The sequence below is a fragment of the Stenotrophomonas maltophilia group sp. msm1 genome, from assembly GCF_032025805.1.
Lineage (GTDB): Bacteria > Pseudomonadota > Gammaproteobacteria > Xanthomonadales > Xanthomonadaceae > Stenotrophomonas > Stenotrophomonas hibiscicola.
The window spans coordinates 218,232-235,419 of sequence record NZ_JAVSKH010000006.1; the positions used below are offsets into that span (position 1 = coordinate 218,232).

Sequence of the window (17,188 nt, forward strand, 5' to 3'; positions counted from 1 at the left end):
CGCGCCTCAGTGCACCGCGCGCAGCGGTGCCGCTGCGGCACGCGGCACGGCACGATCAAGATCGCGCGAAACCAGCTGCTGCACGGCCGCCGACAGATCGCCGAGCAGGCCCCGCAGGCCGGCCAACACGCGGCTGAAATGGTTGTAGACCAGTACCGCGGGAATCGCCGCGACCAGGCCGAGTGCGGTCGCCAGCAAGGCCTCGGCGATGCCGGGCGCAACCACCGCCAGGTTGGTGGTGTTGCTGTGTGCGATGCCGATGAAACTGTTCATGATGCCCCACACCGTGCCGAACAGGCCGACGAAGGGCGCCACCGCGCCGATGCTGGCGAGCACACCGATGCCGCGCCGCTGCACGCGCGCGGTCTCCAGTTCGATGCGGTCCAGGCGCGAGGGGATGCGTTCCTTGATGCCGTCGCGACTATCCAGATCCTGCGACAGGCGCAGTTCGGTGCGGGCGGCGTCCAGCATGGCGAGTGCGGTGCCCTGCTGCAGACTTGCCTCTCCACTCTGCGGCGGCAGCTGTGCGGACTGCAGCAACAGCGCGCGCGCCGCGCGCAGCTGCCGGGCCTGGCGGGTCAGCTCCCAGCCCTTGGCCAACAGCACGGTCCAAGTGGACAGCGACGCCAGTGCCAGCGCGATCATCACGGCCTTCACCACCACGTCGGCGGCCAGGTACATGCCCCACGGGGTCAATGCGGGGGCGGCCACGGGGGCCAGGTCAGCAGGCAGCATCATCTCGGCTTCCATCAGCATCAGGGGTCGCTGCGCGACTACGGGCCGCGCGCGGATCATTGGCGTCGTCCACTTCCACGACCGGATGGGGCTCCAGCCGGGGGGCCGGTCGGCTCAGCACGTAGCCGGCGCTGACCGCGAAGAACAGGCCCACGCCCAACAGCAGGCGCCAGGACGGATGCGCGCCCCAGCAGAACAGGGCAAAGCCCAGCGCCATGCCGGCACTGGCAAACGCCTTGCCCTTGCGCGATACCGCGCCCTGCTCGCGCCACAACCGCAGCGACGGGCCGTAGCGCGGATGCGCCAACAGGCGCTGCTCGAACTTCGGCGAGCTGCGCGCGAAGCAGCCCACGGCCAGGATCAGGAAGATGGTGGTCGGCATCACCGGCAGCAACGCGCCGATCACCCCGAGCCCGACCATCAGCCAGCCCAGCGCGAACCAGAGCCAGCGCATCAGCGCTGCACCTGTGGGCGCGCGCCGCGCATCAGGCGAATTCCACTTCGACGTGGCCGTGCACGCTGCGGAACGCGGCGTCGGCGGCATCGATCACCTGCTGCTCCTGCTCGACACTCAGCGGTACCGCGTCCAGCGCAGCGGTGAACTCACGCCAGTGGCGCGCCGCGCCATCCGGATGCGCGGCCAGGTGGCGGGCGCCAAAATCACGGTCCAGGCCGAGCCTGGCGGCCATCTTGTACAGAATGGTGCCGCCCAGGTTGGAGCCTTCAGCCACGTACAGCCACCCCAACGCGGCGGGCAGTTCCAGATCGGACGGCAACGCCGCGATGTCAGCCCCCGGCAGGGTCTGCTCCAGGTCCTGCAGGTCGCGCGCGACCTGGGTCAGGCGGCGGCGCTCGCCCAGGTCCGGCAGCAGTGCGTCCAGCGCAGGGTTGGCATACAGCGCATCGATGCTGCGGTGGAAGCGATACTGCACGCGCAGGAAACGGGCGAAATTGCTGCGGTCGGCGAAGATGTCGCCGGCCATGATGCGCTTGTCCAGGGCACCGTGGCTGTCGCGGGTGGCGGCCGTGAGCCGCAGGCTGCGGCTTTCTTCAGGGGCGATGTGTGCGTTCATGGGGGATGCCAAGGGGGTCGTCCTGCTGTAGACGTTTGCCACGGGGCTTTCCCCAAGGCTATGTGCGCCGATAATGGCGCATCCCTTCTTACCGCAGGAACCGACGATGATCACCACCGAACCGCGCATGACCAACCTGTTCCTGCAGCTGGGCCTGGACGCCAGCGCCGAGGGCATCGCCCGCTTCATCCGCGAGCATCAGCTGGCCACCGATGTGGAAGTGGTCGAGGCGCCGTACTGGAACGATGCGCAGCGCCAGTTCCTGTCCGAGTCGCTGCAGGCCGATGCGGCATGGACCACCGTGGTGGACGAGCTGAACGAGTCGCTGCACGAAGATGCGGTGAAGGCCGCGACCGGGCTGTAAGTAGACGCCGGGCGCGGCGGGGCGCTGGCGATTGCACGGCGGAAGCGGTGCGGACCAAGGTCCGCACCCACCGAGGGCGGTCCGACCCCACCGCTCATACGCGACCGATCAGTACTTCCAGGTCAGCGCCAGCCGCGCAGTGCGGCCCGGGGCCGGCATCACGCCCAACGCCAGCGGATCCAGGTAGTAGCGGTCGGTCAGGTTGTCCACGCCGGCGTCGACCGACAGCTGGTCGTTGAAGCTCCAGCTGGCGAACAGGTCCACCAGCGTGGTTGGCCGGTACAGCTGCTGGATCGCCGACAGCCCTACGTTCCAGTCCTTGTCCAGCGTGCTGATCGGGCCGGCGTTGTGGACCACGCGGGTGCCGAAGGTCAGGCGCTCCTCGAACAGGCGCGAGCCCAGGGTCAGGTTGACCATGTAGCGCGGCGGGTTCTGGGTATTGGTGTACGAGCCCTCGAAGCCGCCGTCCACGTAGTCGGGCGTGTTGGCCAGCTCGCCGTTCCTGCGTTGCGCCCCGTAGGCACGGCGCTCGGCGGCGATGTCCGGCGCGCAGGTCTTGGCCTTGAAGTAGTAGTGCGCGGACAGATCGGCAAATACCTTGCCGCTGTCATAGCTGGACTGGAACTCCATGCCCGAGACCTTGAACTGGTCGACGTTTCGGATCAGGCCCGCCGACAGCGTGCGGTAGTCACGGGTGATCAGGTCGTCGATGCGGGTATCGAAGTACGCCAGCTTCAGCGCCAGGCGGTCGCCGGCGGCGAACAGGTCGTAGCGGATGGTGCTGGCGCCGATTTCCCAGCTGCGCGCGCGCTCCGGCTTCAACTCGCCCACTGGCTTGGCGGCGGTGAACAGGCCCAGCGTGGTCTCGAACAGGCTCGGCAGCTTGGTGCCTTCGGCGTACTTCACGTAGACCATGGTGTCTTCGCTGAAGCGGTAGGCCACGCTGGCGGTCGGCGAGAACGCGGTGTCACGGCGGCGGATCGGCTGCGACCACGTCCAGCTGACCGGCACTTCCAGGTCCTGCGCCTTGCCGGCGTCGTAGAAGTTCCAGCCACCGATGTCGGCCACCGTGCCCTTCTTGTACGGTGAGGCCAGCAGCGATTCCTGGGTGAAGTTGCCGTTGGCATCCGGATACCAGTTCAGCAGCGCGATGCGCTTGGCCCGCCACGACGGCAGCGCCGGGTTGCCATTGAGCAGTTCGGTGTAGCGGTACTGGCCCTGCACCTCATAGGCATCGGGCGTGGCCAGGCGGTTGCGGTCGTGCACGTCCACGCGGTTCCAGCGGCCGCCGGCCAGCAGTTCCCAGTGCTCATCGGGCTGCCACTTCAGCGAGGCCACGGCACTGTATTCCTTGCGCTCGGCATTGCGCAGGAAACGGTTGTTGACCAGGTCATCGTGCATGACCGGGCCCGAGCTGCCCGGTGCGATGTCTTCGTCACTGTAGGACAGGCCGTAGTCGAGGGTGAACGCACCGGCGCGGGTATCGAACATCGAGGTGTTGCTGGCATCCAGTCCGAAGCGCTTCTGCCGCAGCGGATTGCGGTAGGCATCCTTGTAGCCGGGGTCGCCGCTGAAGCTGGGCGCGTCGTACCACTCGGTGCGGCGATCGAAGTACCAGGGGGTGATGCCGGTCAGGCTGTTGTACATCACGCTGTCGGTGTCGGTGTATGCGGCATTGACGCGTAGATCGATCAGCTCGCTGTCCGGATTGAAGCGGTAGCGCAGGCTGTAGCTGTCCATGTCGACATGGCCCGGATCCCACTGCGGAATGCGGTCACGATCCACACGGATGATCTGCGAGGCCATGATCTCGCCGGCGGTGCCTTCGTAGCGGCGGTAGCCCGCTTCCAGCGTCTGCGCATCGTCGATGCGCCAGGTGCCCTTGAGCAGCGCCGACTTCGAGCGCGCCGAGGTGTTGAACACTTCGGTACGCGCCGGATTCAGCGGCGCCAGCGTGCGACGGGTCTGCGGGAAATCGTCGTAGCCGTGCTTGCCGGAGAAATAGTTGCCGTTGTCGCGGTACGCATAGGCGGCCACCAGATCGAAGCGGTCCCAGTGACCGGCTGCAGCGACGTTGAAGAACTGGCTGCCGGTGGCGCTGCGGTCGGAACGTGGCGCGGCGCTGTAGGACGGCAGGTTGTTGGCGCTGGCGTTGGCCAGGCCGCCACGCACGCGTACGCCGAAGTCGCGCCCCTCGCGCAGCACGTCATCGATTTTCAGCGTCTCCATCTCTACCACGCCGCCGATGCCACCGGAGGCATTGGCCTGCAGGCTCGGGCCCTTGGTGATGGTCAGGCTGGAAATCAGGTCCGGGTCGAGGTAGGTGCGCTGCGATTGGCCGGCATAGCCACGGTAGGTATCCATGCTGGACTGGCCGCCGTCGATGATCACCGGCGCGCGGCCCTGGCCCTGGATGCCGCGGATGTTGACGTCGAAGCCGTTGCCAACGCGCGGATCGCCGGCGGTGACACCGGCCACGCCCTTGACGATGTCGCCGTTGGAGGTGCCACGGAAGCGCTCCAAGTGCGTGCGGTTGAGCGTGGTGATGGAACCGACGCCGCGATAGCTGTCGAGCAGGCGTGCCTCGTCGCTGCCCGCGCCACTGTCGACGCGGTCGCCGGCCACGCTGAGCGTGTCGGTGACGATCACGCCGCTGTCGGCCTGCACCGGCATCGCCGCTTCCAGGGTCACTGCATCGGAACCGACCCGGCGCACTGCCAGGCCACTGCCCTGCAGCAGCTGCTGCAGCGCCTCGCTGGCCGGCAGGCTGCCATTGACCGCACGCGAGGTTACGCCCTGGGCCAGGGTGGCCGGATACACGACCTGCACGCCGGACTGGCGCATATAGCTGCGCAGCGCTTCATCCAGCGGCTGCGCTGGAATGTCGAAGCGCTGCACGGCAGCGTGGTTGCCGGTGGCGCTCTGTGCCAGCACGGACGGTGCGGCGCTGGCCAGGCCGGCGGCCAGCAGGGCGATGCACAGGCGGGACGGGCGCAGCGCGTGGCCCGGGCGGTGGGAGTAGAACATGGGGAACCTGTCAGGTAATCGGTGCCGCGAACGCGGCGTCATCCGCAACACGGGCGGACACGGCGACGTACGTGGCGGCGGCGGGTACGTTCGCGGGGTAAGACGGTTGGGCGCGCGGCAACCCCAAGAGCGATTTGCGGTCGCGGCAGGTGCCGACCGGCCGGTGATCGTGGTGGGTGCCGACCGTTGGTCGGCACACTGGGACCTTCATCCACGCATGGCGTGGATCTACTGGTGAACGATGGCGACGCCGAGCGGCAGGCGGGTGACCTGCAGACCTGCTGTTGCGGCCAGTGCATCCAGCGCCTGCTCCGGGCGATCGATGCGCAATGCGGCACTCACTGCGGGTAGTCGCGACAGATCGCCGCGCACGAAGGTCGGGCCGGCGCGATAACGCCCCACCCATTGCACGGCGTCGGCGACGCTGGCCTGCTCCAGCAGCAGCTCGCCCTGCCGCCACGCGCCGACGCTGTCGGCAGCCACATCCCGCAGGCGCGTCACGCCGCTGTGCTCGCCATAGACCGCACGCTGGCCCACCTGCAGATAAGTCCAGCCACCGTCGGCCGGGCTGGCCACGCGCACCCTGCCCTGCCCGACCTGGGTTTCAACCTGGTCATCGCCGCGCGCGACGGTGAACGCGGTCGAGATGTCCTCGATCACGCCGTTGCCCGCACGCACGCTGAAACGTCGCTGCGCATCCGGGCTGACCTCGAACCAGGCACGCCCACGCAGCAGCTCGATCTCGCGTGCATGTGCATTGAAGCGCACGGCAATCGCACTGTCCGCATCCAGCACTGCGCGGCTGCCATCGGGCAATTGCACGTTCTGCACGACGTGCGTGCTGCGATGGTCGGCCTGCAGCCGCAACCAGGCCTCCGGCCATGCCACCAGCATCGCCAGCGCGGCTGCAGCGGCCATTGCCCAGCGCATTCGATGCGGCCGCGGGCGTTCGGCGGGCCGGACCTGCGGGCGTGGCCCGACACTGCGCCACAGCGCGCGCTCGTGTTCGAAGGCGCGTCGGTGCCCCGGTTGTGCCAGCCAGCGCTCGAACTCGTGCATGCGCCCTTCGCCGATGTCACCCGAGGCCAGCCACGCGATCCAGCCCCGGGCCTGTTCGGCCAGGGCATCGTCATTGGCGGCGGGCAGCGTGTTCGGCGGGCTCATCGGCTGGCGGACAGGCGCATTCAAGCGCGGGCGGAGGAACTAGACCGCATCCACGGTCCAGTGATCAAGACGTTTCAGCGAGGGCCAGCCCCAAGCCGGGGCCATCATCGGCCGCTGCGTGCCCAGGCCAGGCGCTGCAGGGCGGTGCGCACATGGTTCTCGACGGTCGTCACCGACACCCCGAGGCGGCGGGCGATCCCGGCCTGGGTCAGGCCCTGCAGGCGGTTGAGCCGGAAGATGGTGCGGGTCGGCTCCGGCAGGTGCCCCGCCGCATCGAGCACCCGCTGCAGTTCGTCCTGTGCCATGGCCTGTTCCTCGGTCGAGATGACCTCGTCCGGCCCCCACAGGTAGTACTCGGCCAGCAGGCGGTTGCGCCGGGTCGATTCGCGGCCGTGGTCGGTGGCCAGGTTGGCGGCCAGCCGGTACAGATAGGCCCGCGGGTTGTCGATGGCCTGGCTGTCGTCGACCCCACGGGCCTTGAACCACACCGCCTGGATCACATCCTCGGCGCCATTGTCGCCGCCAAGGATGCGCTGCACCCGACGCAGCAGTGCCGGCCGCTCACGGATCAGCAGTTCGGTAAGGGAGGCGGCATTGGAGGACATGCGCGGAACCGGGACGACAGACGGAAGGCGCCGCGCATGCTACTCCGTTAATGAGAATCAGTCACGTTCGCATCAGTGGATGCAGCCGGTCAGCCCGTCATAGACGCTCTCCGACGTGCCGGGCAACGGATCATGCAGCGGATTACGGGCCGCCAGCGCCGCATGGAAGTCCTCAACCGGGGTGCCAGGCACCAGCGGCAGCCGGCATAGCCAGGTCGGTTGCCGGGCCACGATCGCACCGTCGTTCCGCGACACGGCCAGGTCACTGGCGGCAAATGCCCACAGGCACTCATGCACCGTGCCGCGCACCGCGTCCACCGAACAGCGCAGGCGCAGCGCCCGGATGTCGCTGTACTCACCCTCGCAGAAGGTGTCGCCGCAGATCGCGTCGAACCCGTGCTGCAGACGCCCTTCCAGGGCAAAGAAGCGGTCCCAGTTGGCTTCCTGGTGCGGATAGTCGATCAGGTCCACGTAGGGAAAGGCCTGGGCGGCGGGCGCGATCAGCAGCGCGCAGAACAGGCCGAGTGACAGGGCGGATGGTTTCATGCGGGAACTCCTCGGGTAGGTACATCCAGCCTGCGCGCCCACGCCACCCGGACCCATCGGTCAACCCCGGCCCGCCGGGTCGGCGCCTTCCTCGCCCTGCCGTCAGCCCCCTCCCCCTGCACAGCGCCCGGCAAAGGCATAAAATGGGGGGCTATCCGTCTATATCCCCCACCTGGAGCACGACCATGGGTCTGGAACTCGTCTCGCCCGGCAAGAACCCGCCGGAAGAAATCAACGTCATCATCGAGATCCCGAAGGACTCGGAGCCGGTGAAGTACGAAGTGGACAAGGAAACCGGCGCGATCTTCGTCGACCGCATCCTGTCCACCCCGATGCGCTACCCCTGCAACTACGGCTACGTGCCGAGCACCCTGTGCGGCGACGGCGATCCGGCCGACGTGCTGGTGGTGCTGCCGCTGCCGCTGGTGCCGGGTTCGGTCGTGCGCTGCCGTCCGGTCGGCGTGCTGAAGATGAGCGATGAGGCGGGCAGCGACGAGAAGATCCTGGCCGTGCCGGTGTCGAAGATCTTCAGTGGCTACGCCCACGTGGAAGACATCGCCCAGGTGTCCAGCCACTGGCTGGAGCGCATCGGCCACTTCTTCGAGCACTACAAGGACCTGGAGAAGGGCAAGTGGGTCAAGCTCGACGGTTGGGGCGGCGCCGCTGAGGCCAAGCAGATCCTGATCGAGGCGCACCAGCGCCATCTCGACAGCAAGGCCTGAGCCTGAACCGCATCGCTCCGGCGGCACCCCGCCGGAGCGATGCGGGTCACGTTTCATGACGACGGCACATCACTCTTGCCGCCGTATTAGGTAAATTGCGTCACTTCACACGTCGTCGACATCCATCGTCGAGACAGCCAGGGGAATGTGTCGTGCGTATTCTGCTTGTTGGGGATGCAGCCAGCCTGCCGGCTGAGCTGACCGAGTTCATTGCCGATCTTGGGGAAGACTGGCAGCCGCTGACCGCCACCGATGGCCACACCGCGATGACCGCGGTGGCCACGCAGGGCGTGGATGCGGTGATCGTCTGCCCGCAGCTGCCGGATCTCAATGCCACCACGCTGCTGGGCCAGATCCGGACCTTGCGCCCGGAAACCATCCGCATTGCGCTGGTGGACGCCCAGCACGGCAACCGGCCGCCGCCGGCACGCCTGATCGGCGTGGCCCACCGCTTCCTGCCGTTGCCGCTGGCACCGGAAGTGTTGCTGGAAGCGCTGACCAGCCTGGAAGAGCTGCGTGAAGTGCTGGACAGCCCGCGCCTGCGCGACGCCATCGGCCGTATCGAGAAGCTGCCCTCGCCGCCGCACCTGTACCTGAGCCTGACCCAGGCACTGGAACATGACGACGACGCCGACAGCGCCGACGTCGCCAAGCTGGTGGCCGCTGATCCGGCGATCGCGGCCAAGGTGCTGCAGCTGTCGAACTCGGCGTTCTTCAGCCAGGGCCGCACCATCGCCGACCTGCGCACCGCCGTGACCCGCCTCGGCCTGTCGACGCTGCGCGATCTGGTACTGGCCAGCGAGGTGTTCTCGGCACCGACACTGTCCACGGCCGAGCGCAATTCACTACAGCAGCGCGCCCTGCTCGCCTCGCGGCTGGCGGCACGCCTGCTGCCCGAATCCAGCGCCGAACTGGGCGCGACCGCCGCGCTGCTGGCCGACATCGGCCTGCTGCTGCCCGGCGTGCGCAACGAGCGCAGCGAACCATCGCTGACCGGTGACACCCGCCCGGGCCACGCCGAAGCCGGTGCCTATCTGCTCGGCCTGTGGGGCCTGCCGATGCCGATCATCGAAGCGGTCGCGTTCCATCTGCAGCCGCAGCGTGCCAATACACGCAGCTTCTGGGTGACCGGCGCAGTGCACGTGGCACTGGCACTGGTCAATGGTGATCCGGTGGACGAGGACTACCTGCAGCGCGCAGGTGTTCTCAACAGGCTGCCGCAGTGGCGGGAGCATGCCAACAGCCTGATGGGACTGGTACCCAGCGAGATCTGAGCTGTCAACGCAGGAAGAACCTCGAAGGCGCGCCCAAAGGCGCGCCTTTTTTTCATCAGCGCGCGCCGCAGGCATCCTGCACGCAGTGGCGATACTGCAGATCACACAGGACCTTCGACTTGCCTGCAGCCAGGCATTCCTGACGCAGCTCCTCGCAGTACAGCCCGCCCCCACAGACGCCACCGGTCTGGGCAAACACCGCACCCACCAATGTTGCATAGATCAGTGCAGCAGTAGACAGTTTGTGCAACAGCGTGCTCTTCATCGCTCTCTCCATGTGCAAGGGTCCGCAAGTGGACCCAGCAACTGTGTTGATTGCGACACGACAGGAACGTGACCTCTCTCACCTTCCAAGATATTTCGGAATTCCCCTACAAAGAAAGAGGGCGGACCTTGCGGTCCGCCCTCCTGGTACTGCTATCGCACTTCGAACTATCAGAAGCGCTGGGTGTACTTCATGTACAGGAAGCGACCGACGTCGAAGCCACCGTAGTAGGCGAAGCTCGAGTTCGGCGCCGAGTACTGCAGCGCACCGCGGTGATCGAACACGTTGTTCGCACCCAGGGCGATGGTGGCATCCCACGGAGCCTTCCAGCTGACCTGCACGTCGTGGAAGGTGTTGGAGCCGGTGTGGCGCAGCGGATCCGGCTCACCATTGGCGTAGTGGTTCGGAGCGTCGCACCATGCGTCGTCGATGCAGCTTTCCTTCATGCCCGAGTAGTAGCGGGCAGTCCAGTTGACGCCGAAGTCAGCCAGCTCCCAGTTGACACCCAGGTTCGAACGGACGCGGAACAGGCCCGGCTCACCAACGCGACCGATGGTGATGTTCTCACCCTTCTTGTTCTGGCCGGCTTCGTCGTACTTGGCCAGGTAGCTGGTCTGCCAGTCGATGCTGAACTTGCCGATCGACAGTTCCGGCAGGCGGTACTTGACACCCAGATCGTAGCCTTCGGTCTCCATCGAGCCGAGGTTGGCCAGGCCGTAGGTCAGCGCCTCGATATGGCCATCAGCGGCACGGGTGACGCCTTCGCAGCGAGCTGCGTTGCCCAGCACGTAGCAGTCACGCAGGATGCGATCAACGCTGTCAGCGATGATCATGTTCTTCAGCTCGTAGCGGTACCAGTCGAGCGAGATGTCCAGGCCCTGCTCCCAGCGCGGGCTCCAGACCAGGCCAACCGTCTTGCTCTTGGAGGTTTCCGGCTTCAGAGCCGAATTCGAACCGCTGACGAACTGGTCCGGGGTCGCGCACGGGAAGGTGCTGCAAGGCGCGAAGCCCTGGCCGACCTGCACGTAGTTGGCCGGCACGCCAGCCGCGGCGCAGGCAGCATTGCCAGCGACGTTGCCCGGCGAGGTCGAACCGCACGGATCGGTATAACGCTCGAAGCTCGAGTTGGTGCCGCCGTACAGATCGTCAACGGTCGGTGCGCGGAAGCCTTCTGCGTAGGTACCGCGGACCAGCAGTTCGTCGATCGGGCGCCACACCAGGCCGAACTTCGAGTTGATCGTGTCACCGAAGTTGCTGTAGTCAGAGTAGCGGCTTGCGACGTTGAAGGTCAGTTCCTTGGCAAACGGCAGGTCCGACAGGATCGGCACGTTCAGTTCCAGGTAGAACTCATCCAGCGAGTAGTTGCCCGAGGTGGTGGTCGACGCCAGGCCGGTCGACTGGCCCGACTGACGGAAGGCGTCCGGCACGAAGCGGCCTTCTTCCTTGCGGTGCTCGTAGCCCATGGCCACACCCAGGTCACCGGCCGGCAGCTCGAACAGCGAACCGGACAGGTTGGCGGTGTAGCTGGTGGTCTTGGTCACACCAGTGTCGGTGTAGGTCGGGAACAGGAAGTTCTGCAGATCACGGTCGGCAAGCGAGCCCTGGCCGTTGACGCCGTAAGGCAGCAGCGGGTTCCACGGGCGGCACTGGCTCAGCGGGATCGGATTGGCGGCGGTCCCGCATTGAGCAACGCCCTGGCCGTTGATGAACGACTTGCCAAGTGCCTGCTCGGAAGCGATCAGGCTCATGTCGCCGTAGCCGGTCTTGGTCAGCTCGTTGCGGTTCCACAGCGCGCCAACGTCCCAGTCCCAGGTCTTGCCGGCAAACTCGAAGAAGCCACTCAGGCTCGGCGCGAAGCGCAGGGTCTTGAGGTCGCTCTTGGTGGTACGCGGCACTTCCCACAGGCGGCGACGGAACTCAACGTCCTGGCCGATCGGGTTGAACGCGCTGTCCTTTGACAGCGGGGTACCGAACGACAGCGACTGGTACGGGTAACCCGCGATCTGCTGGTCGGTGGTGCGCTGGTTGTACAGCACGTCAGCATTGAAGGTGATCGAATCAGCCAGATCGTAGCTGCCGTTGACATATACGGACTTACGCTCGATGCCGGTCTGCACCATCATCTGCTGGTTGGCGTTGGAGTACTCGGCCGGAGTCAGCAGGTGGTAGTCGGCCGCATTCTTCGGGTCACCGCCCGGATTCAGGGTCTTCCACTCCGGCTGCGGCTGGCCTGCAGCGCGCGGCTTGCAGTCGCCCCACACGCGCGGGTCGCACCAGGTGCTGTTCTGGCTCAGCGGGCTCCAGTCGGCAGAGGTCGAATTCGGGCCCAGGCCGCCGTCGCGGCTGAACCAACGATCCTTCGCCCACACCGGATCCTGCTTAGAGTACTCGGCCGACAGGGTCACGCCGCCACGCTCGCCTTCAGAGCCGAGGGTGAACGAGTAGGTGTTGGTGTCGCCGTCGCCGCGGCCGTACTGGCCAACGTAGACGCTGGCTTCAGCACCATCGAAGCGCTTGCGGGTGATCACATTGACCACGCCAGCAATGGCGTCCGAACCGTAGATGGCGGAGGCGCCATCCTTCAGCACTTCGATGCGCTCGACGGCGGCCATCGGAATCTGGCTCAGATCCTGGTAGCCGGCAGTGGTCGCGCCCAGGCGCTTGCCGTTCATCAGCACCAGGGTGCGCTGCGCGCCAAGGTTGCGCAGGTCGACGTAGTAGCCGCCAACGTTTTCGCCGGAGGACAGCGAGTCCGCGCGGGAAATGGCCGGCGAACCTGCCGAGGTCAGGTTCTGCAGGACATCGGCGACGGTGGTGTAGCCCTGCTTTTCCAAGTTCTCACGGCTCAGCGTGAGGACCGGCTGCTGGGTCTCCATCGAGGCGCCGCGGATGCGCGAGCCCGTGATTTCGATGCGATCCAGGGTGGTCGCATCCTTTGCTTCCTGCGCAGAAGCAAAGGCGGGCGTCAGCGCCAACGCAATGCCAGCCGGCAGAAGGCCCAGCCGCACTGCGGGATTACGAACGTTCATCTATCTCTCCAAGGTACGTGTTAGCAGCGTGTTAAAACACCCCAGCACGTTACGATTGCGTTGCAGCGCTGTATTTGCGCGAGCCAACCGGAGACTTTGCAGATTGTGGCGGCAGCAAGCCGCCGTTTTCCCTGAAGCGCGATGCGGACTGGCCGTAGCGGGCGCGGAACGCACGCGCGAAGCTGCAGCAGTTGTCGAAGCCACTGGCCGCAGCGACCTCGCCAACCATCATGTCGGTGTCACGCAGCAGGTCGGCCGCCCTTTCCAGGCGCAAACGTGCTGAAAGCGACTGCGGGCTTTCCTCGTACAGGCTCTGGAAGGTCTTGGAGAGATACCAACTGGAGAAGTTGGTCAGCTCGGCCAGTTCACCGATGCGCACCACGCGGTGGCTGTTGCCTTCCAGGTACAGGCGGGCGCGCTGCATGCGGCCGAATACCTGGCGCTTGCGGCTGCGCGAGCGACCCGGGCAACGCTGCACGTTGTCGGCCAGTCCGCGCTGCAGGCCCGCCAGATGCAGCAGCAGCGGGCGCAATGCCTCCGCCGGCTGGCCACTGGCCAGCGCGTCGCGCCACAGGCGCAGCGCAACACGTGCATCGCCGCGGTTCATGCGACCACGCCCGGCATACAGGCCACAGTCAGCCATCTCGGCCAGCACGCGCAGCGCTTCGACGGTGAGGTTCAGGCCCAGGCACAAACCGTTACGACCGGCCTGCACCAGCGGCCGCGATTCCTTCTCGAAGGCGATCCACTCGCCCTGGCGCAAACGGAAGCGTCCTTCCTTGGCTTCCACCCAGGAACTGCCGCGCACCTGCATCCACACAGTGAAGCTGCTGCCTGCGGTCTGCAGGCTGCCGAGCCGGGCCACGCCCAGGCAGGTCGGCGCAGCATCGTCGAGCGACCGGTCCAGAGAGACGGTTTGGCCACGATCGGCCAGCGAGAGTTGACGCATGGGGGCACCACGGTTTGCCTAGCACAGGCCTCCGTTTTGCCAAATCAGGCGGCACCACGTCAGGAAAGTCAGACGAGATCGCCACGAATTCGCGGCGAGGTCGCCACGAAGAAATTACGAAGGCCCATTTCCGTTGAACAACAACAACTTGGAGAACGCCGGAAGCAGCGTCGGCGAGCGCTCGGGCAAGCGCATCACGCCGATGTCGGCACCGTCGCTGACCGCCATTGCCACGAACAGCGTGTGCCCATCGGCGCCGGCACTCAGCCCGTTGCCGGCACTGAGGCGTTCCGCATCCAGGCAGCGTTCCGGTTCCTCGCGCCCGGCCTGGATCAGCACCAGTGTCGTGCCACAACGGGTGGACGTACCGAGGTAGCCGATCGCGTTGCTGCCGGCCACGGTCCAGGCCCGGTACCGCCACCGGCTGGGCCGGTCATCGCTGATCTGCTGCACACTTGCCGGTGCCAACGCCGCATCCACCGACCACAGGCCTCCTGCGGCCAGGCGGGTGAACAGCACACGCCCGCTACTGCGATCGAACCGCGCCTGCGAAACACCGTCGATGCTGGCCAGGCGGCGCCAGGGCTGCACGCTTCGATCAAACAGGCTCAGCCGGGTCTGTTGCTGGTCATCGCGCTCGACCACCAGCAGCTGGTCCGGGCGTGCCCCGTACAGTGCCTGCAGCGGCTGCTCCGACGGGACAGGCAACGGCTGGACGCGTTCGTCACGTGGGGCGATCTCATAGACCACTGTGCGTCCGTGCTCGTCGCGCCCCACCACCAGCAACCGGCGGCTGTCGGCCGACCAGTCCGGTGCCTGACGTGCCTCGGGCCGCAAGCCTTCGATCGGCCGCAGCGAATCGGGGCGCTCCATGTCCGCCCACCACAGCGCGAAGCTGCCTGAACGATCGGACGTGAACACCAGTTGGCGTCCATCCGGCGCCGCCATCGGCTGCCCATCCCGGCCACTGGACGCAAACAAGCGCTGCGGCGGCGAGCCGCCCTCCATCGGCACCTTGAAGATGCCGAACTGCGCGCGCCGATGGACGAAGGCCAGCATGCCCGCGCGGCGCGCAGTGGCCGGCCACTGTGCGTCGTCGAGCCCGGCATCGCGCAGCGTGCGGCTCTCGACGTCCAGGTAGTACAGGCGCACTTCACTGTCGACACGGCGTCCAAACACGATCGTCCGGCCATCACGCAACCAGGCCCAGCCACGCAGTTCAGCGGCCTCGCTGGTCAGCTGCTCGGGCGTGCCCCCCGCTGCCGGCATGCGCCACAGGTCGCCCAGCTGCGGATTGCGCACGAACACCAGCCACTTGCCATCAGGCGAGTAGCGCGGCGCATAGTCGAAGTCATCCTCGGCAACACCGTAGTCCAGCGCCTCCCATTGGCCACTGGCCAGATCGAGCTTGCGGATGCCCCGATGAGCATAGCGCCCCACCATGCTGCCGAACACCAGGCCACGGCCGTCCGGCGTCCAGTCGAAACTGAGCAGCTCGGTGCCATCGCACCGCGTGGCCTGGCGCAGGGCACCACCGGTCGCGCTGGCGATCAGCACCTGGCAGCCGCCGTTGTTGCTGAACCGCGCGAAGGCGATCTCGCGTCCATCCGGCGACCAGCTCGGGAAGCGGTCAACCGAGCCGGCCGGCGGAGCCAGCAGCTGCCGCGCTGGCGCGTTGCCGGAGGTCTGTACCTTGATCGCCCCACCCCCTTGCCCGTCTTCGTTGGCGCCTTCATAGGCCACCAACGAACCATCGGGTGAAAGCGTGGGATAGGTTTCAAAACCGCTGGTTGCGGTGATCAACCGATAGGGACGCTGCGGGCTGCCGATCACGCGCGTGCCGTTCTCCACGGCCGCATCCACCGCTGAACTGCTGGCCGGTGCCCGCCGCAGCAGCAGCGCGGCCAGCACCACCACCGTGGCCAGCATCAGCACGCCCAGCACCAGCAGCACGCGCCGGCGGACATGGCGCCAGCGGCGGCGCGATGCCTGCACGTGTGCCGGCATCTCCTCGGCGATGCCCATCACCGGTTGCACGTCCGCGATTCCGTCATCGGCTCCTGCGGACGGCGCCGGCTCGACATCGTCCAGTACCTGCACCGGCACCAGCAGGCGATAGCCGGTCTTGGCGATGGTCTCGATATAGGCCTGGCCGTTGTCGTCGTCGTTGCTGAACGCCTTGCGCAGCTGGGTGACGGCCTGGGTAAGCACATCGTTGGTCGGCAGCGTGTCCGGCCAGACTTCCGCGAACAGTTCATCGCGGGTGACAACACGCCCGGGCTGGCGCAGCAGTACACGCAGCACGCCCAGCGCCTTCGGCGTCAGCCGACGCGGGCGACGCGCACCGACGACCTCGACTTCTCGCGAGGACAGAGTGACAGTGCACTCTCCGATCCGGATCCGATCGAATCCGGGGGGCTGGTTTTCACTGCTGTTCATTTTCCGCTACACAGTAGAGACAGGTCCGGGGCAGCGTTTGCCTTCGATACCCTCCCGTCCTGGGAACAGCAAAAAGCCAGACTCCGCACAAAGCATCGGCGCATACCGCAAAAACAATGAAGCGGGCGAATACTAGCCTATGCGGGTTACCTCGCCTATCGCGTGGTCGACATCCAGGCTCTCTCTCGCCGACGCATTCACATAATTTGCTGCACCATTCGCGCCCTGCGGGGCGCGGAATTTTTATCTGGCGTTCATTTTCACACGCGCCGCAGCATGGTCAATCCGACCAGTCGCGAAACCACCAAAGCCACGTACATCACGCCTGAAAACTGCTCCAGCATGACCAGGGCACGCGCCTGCGGATGCAGGGGTACTACGTCGCTCAAGCCAACACCCGAGAGCAAACTGAAGCTCAGATAAAGCAGTTCCATCCAGGTGAGCTGTGCACCGCCGCCGGAGCCTTGGAAACTGCCCGGATACCATTGTTGGCACACGGCAAAAGCAAATGCGAAGGCCCAGGCCAGCAGCGTGAATGTGGCGCCTGCGGCGAACAGTTCATCGCGGGTGACTTTATGGTCCTGGAGCATGTAGGCAATGAGCGCACCGGCCGTATAGAAGTACAGCAGGCTCTCCAGCAGTTGCGCGGTGGTCAGCAGCGCAGTGCGGTCCAGCAGTGCACCGGCCAGCGAGAACACCACCGAGGGAATGGCCAGCAGCAGTGCCAGCCAGGTGCCCAGCGGGCTGCGTTGCACCACCCACAACGCCAGGCCCAGTACCGCCATGCCGAACATGCCCAGCGCCGCGCGGCCCGCAGCGGTGTCATCCAGCGCGGGGTACAGCAGCACCGCGATCAGCTGGGCGCCCAACAGCCAGGCCGAAGGATGACGGCGGGCAATGGCCAGCCAACGGGTGGTGATGGCAACAGGCATGGCGTCCTTTCCCCAGGGAGATGGGCGGAGGATAGCCGGGAGCGGCGTGATGAGCGGTAGTGGC

15 protein-coding genes are annotated in these 17,188 nt (G+C 66.5%); 3 read left to right on the forward strand and 12 right to left on the reverse strand.

Annotated elements, in window-relative coordinates; translation table 11 throughout:
• Positions 1-6: 6 nt before the first annotated feature.
• The 3 genes from exbB to ROV95_RS21290 are packed head-to-tail and all read right to left on the reverse strand — an operon-like array spanning position 7 to position 1,808.
• A complete protein-coding gene (gene exbB, locus ROV95_RS21280) occupies positions 7-735 on the reverse strand; it encodes a tonB-system energizer ExbB (protein ID WP_312546330.1) in 729 nt (242 codons plus the stop codon).
• Positions 722-1,189 (reverse strand): YbaN family protein, encoded by a 468-nt coding sequence (locus tag ROV95_RS21285; protein ID WP_021203620.1) that lies wholly within the window; start codon positions 1,187-1,189, stop codon positions 722-724. The genes exbB and ROV95_RS21285 overlap by 14 nt, the downstream gene beginning before the upstream one ends.
• A gap of 31 nt (positions 1,190-1,220) precedes the next feature.
• Positions 1,221-1,808, reverse strand: a complete 588-nt coding sequence (locus ROV95_RS21290) for a biliverdin-producing heme oxygenase (RefSeq protein WP_312546313.1) — start codon at positions 1,806-1,808, stop codon at positions 1,221-1,223.
• Between the two features lie 106 nt (positions 1,809-1,914).
• Here ROV95_RS21290 and ROV95_RS21295 point away from each other — a divergent pair, with 106 nt between their 5' ends.
• Positions 1,915-2,172 carry a DUF2789 domain-containing protein gene (locus tag ROV95_RS21295; RefSeq protein WP_006390068.1) on the forward strand — a complete coding sequence of 86 codons (258 nt, stop codon included), beginning with the start codon at positions 1,915-1,917 and terminating at the stop codon, positions 2,170-2,172.
• Between the two features lie 108 nt (positions 2,173-2,280).
• On the opposite strand, the gene ROV95_RS21300 is transcribed toward ROV95_RS21295, so the two are convergent.
• The 4 genes from ROV95_RS21300 to ROV95_RS21315 form a co-directional block, all read right to left on the reverse strand.
• Entirely contained in the window at positions 2,281-5,199 is a 2,919-nt protein-coding gene (locus ROV95_RS21300) for a TonB-dependent receptor (RefSeq protein WP_312546315.1), read from the reverse strand.
• 228 nt (positions 5,200-5,427) lie between these two features.
• Complete coding sequence (locus ROV95_RS21305) at positions 5,428-6,363, reverse strand: FecR domain-containing protein (protein ID WP_057502945.1); 936 nt, start codon at positions 6,361-6,363, stop codon at positions 5,428-5,430.
• Positions 6,364-6,467: 104 nt separating this feature from the next.
• Positions 6,468-6,968 (reverse strand): RNA polymerase sigma factor, encoded by a 501-nt coding sequence (locus ROV95_RS21310; RefSeq protein ID WP_312546317.1) that lies wholly within the window; start codon positions 6,966-6,968, stop codon positions 6,468-6,470.
• 72 nt (positions 6,969-7,040) lie between these two features.
• On the reverse strand, positions 7,041-7,514 hold the full coding sequence (locus tag ROV95_RS21315; protein WP_312546319.1) for a hypothetical protein: 474 nt from the start codon (positions 7,512-7,514) through the stop codon (positions 7,041-7,043).
• 185 nt (positions 7,515-7,699) lie between these two features.
• On the opposite strand from ROV95_RS21315, the gene ppa reads away from it, so the two are divergent.
• Together ppa and ROV95_RS21325 are read left to right on the forward strand one after the other, a co-directional pair.
• Positions 7,700-8,236: an inorganic diphosphatase gene (gene ppa / locus ROV95_RS21320; RefSeq protein WP_005410935.1), complete on the forward strand. Its 537-nt coding sequence runs from the start codon at positions 7,700-7,702 to the stop codon at positions 8,234-8,236.
• A gap of 152 nt (positions 8,237-8,388) precedes the next feature.
• Positions 8,389-9,510 carry an HDOD domain-containing protein gene (locus ROV95_RS21325; protein ID WP_312546321.1) on the forward strand — a complete coding sequence of 374 codons (1,122 nt, stop codon included), beginning with the start codon at positions 8,389-8,391 and terminating at the stop codon, positions 9,508-9,510.
• Positions 9,511-9,565: 55 nt separating this feature from the next.
• Here ROV95_RS21325 and ROV95_RS21330 read toward each other — a convergent pair whose 3' ends face one another.
• From ROV95_RS21330 to ROV95_RS21350, 5 genes are all read right to left on the reverse strand, one after another.
• Positions 9,566-9,775 (reverse strand): hypothetical protein, encoded by a 210-nt coding sequence (locus ROV95_RS21330; RefSeq protein ID WP_155030078.1) that lies wholly within the window; start codon positions 9,773-9,775, stop codon positions 9,566-9,568.
• Between the two features lie 170 nt (positions 9,776-9,945).
• Positions 9,946-12,804: a TonB-dependent receptor gene (locus ROV95_RS21335; RefSeq protein WP_312546324.1), complete on the reverse strand. Its 2,859-nt coding sequence runs from the start codon at positions 12,802-12,804 to the stop codon at positions 9,946-9,948.
• 49 nt (positions 12,805-12,853) lie between these two features.
• Entirely contained in the window at positions 12,854-13,753 is a 900-nt protein-coding gene (locus ROV95_RS21340; RefSeq protein WP_155030079.1) for a helix-turn-helix domain-containing protein, read from the reverse strand.
• Positions 13,754-13,867: 114 nt separating this feature from the next.
• On the reverse strand, positions 13,868-16,192 hold the full coding sequence (locus ROV95_RS21345) for a winged helix-turn-helix domain-containing protein (protein ID WP_155030080.1): 2,325 nt from the start codon (positions 16,190-16,192) through the stop codon (positions 13,868-13,870).
• 260 nt (positions 16,193-16,452) lie between these two features.
• The gene (locus tag ROV95_RS21350; RefSeq protein WP_312546326.1) at positions 16,453-17,124 is read right to left on the reverse strand and encodes an ion channel; all 672 of its coding nucleotides are present in this window, start codon (positions 17,122-17,124) and stop codon (positions 16,453-16,455) included.
• Positions 17,125-17,188 lie beyond the last annotated feature (64 nt).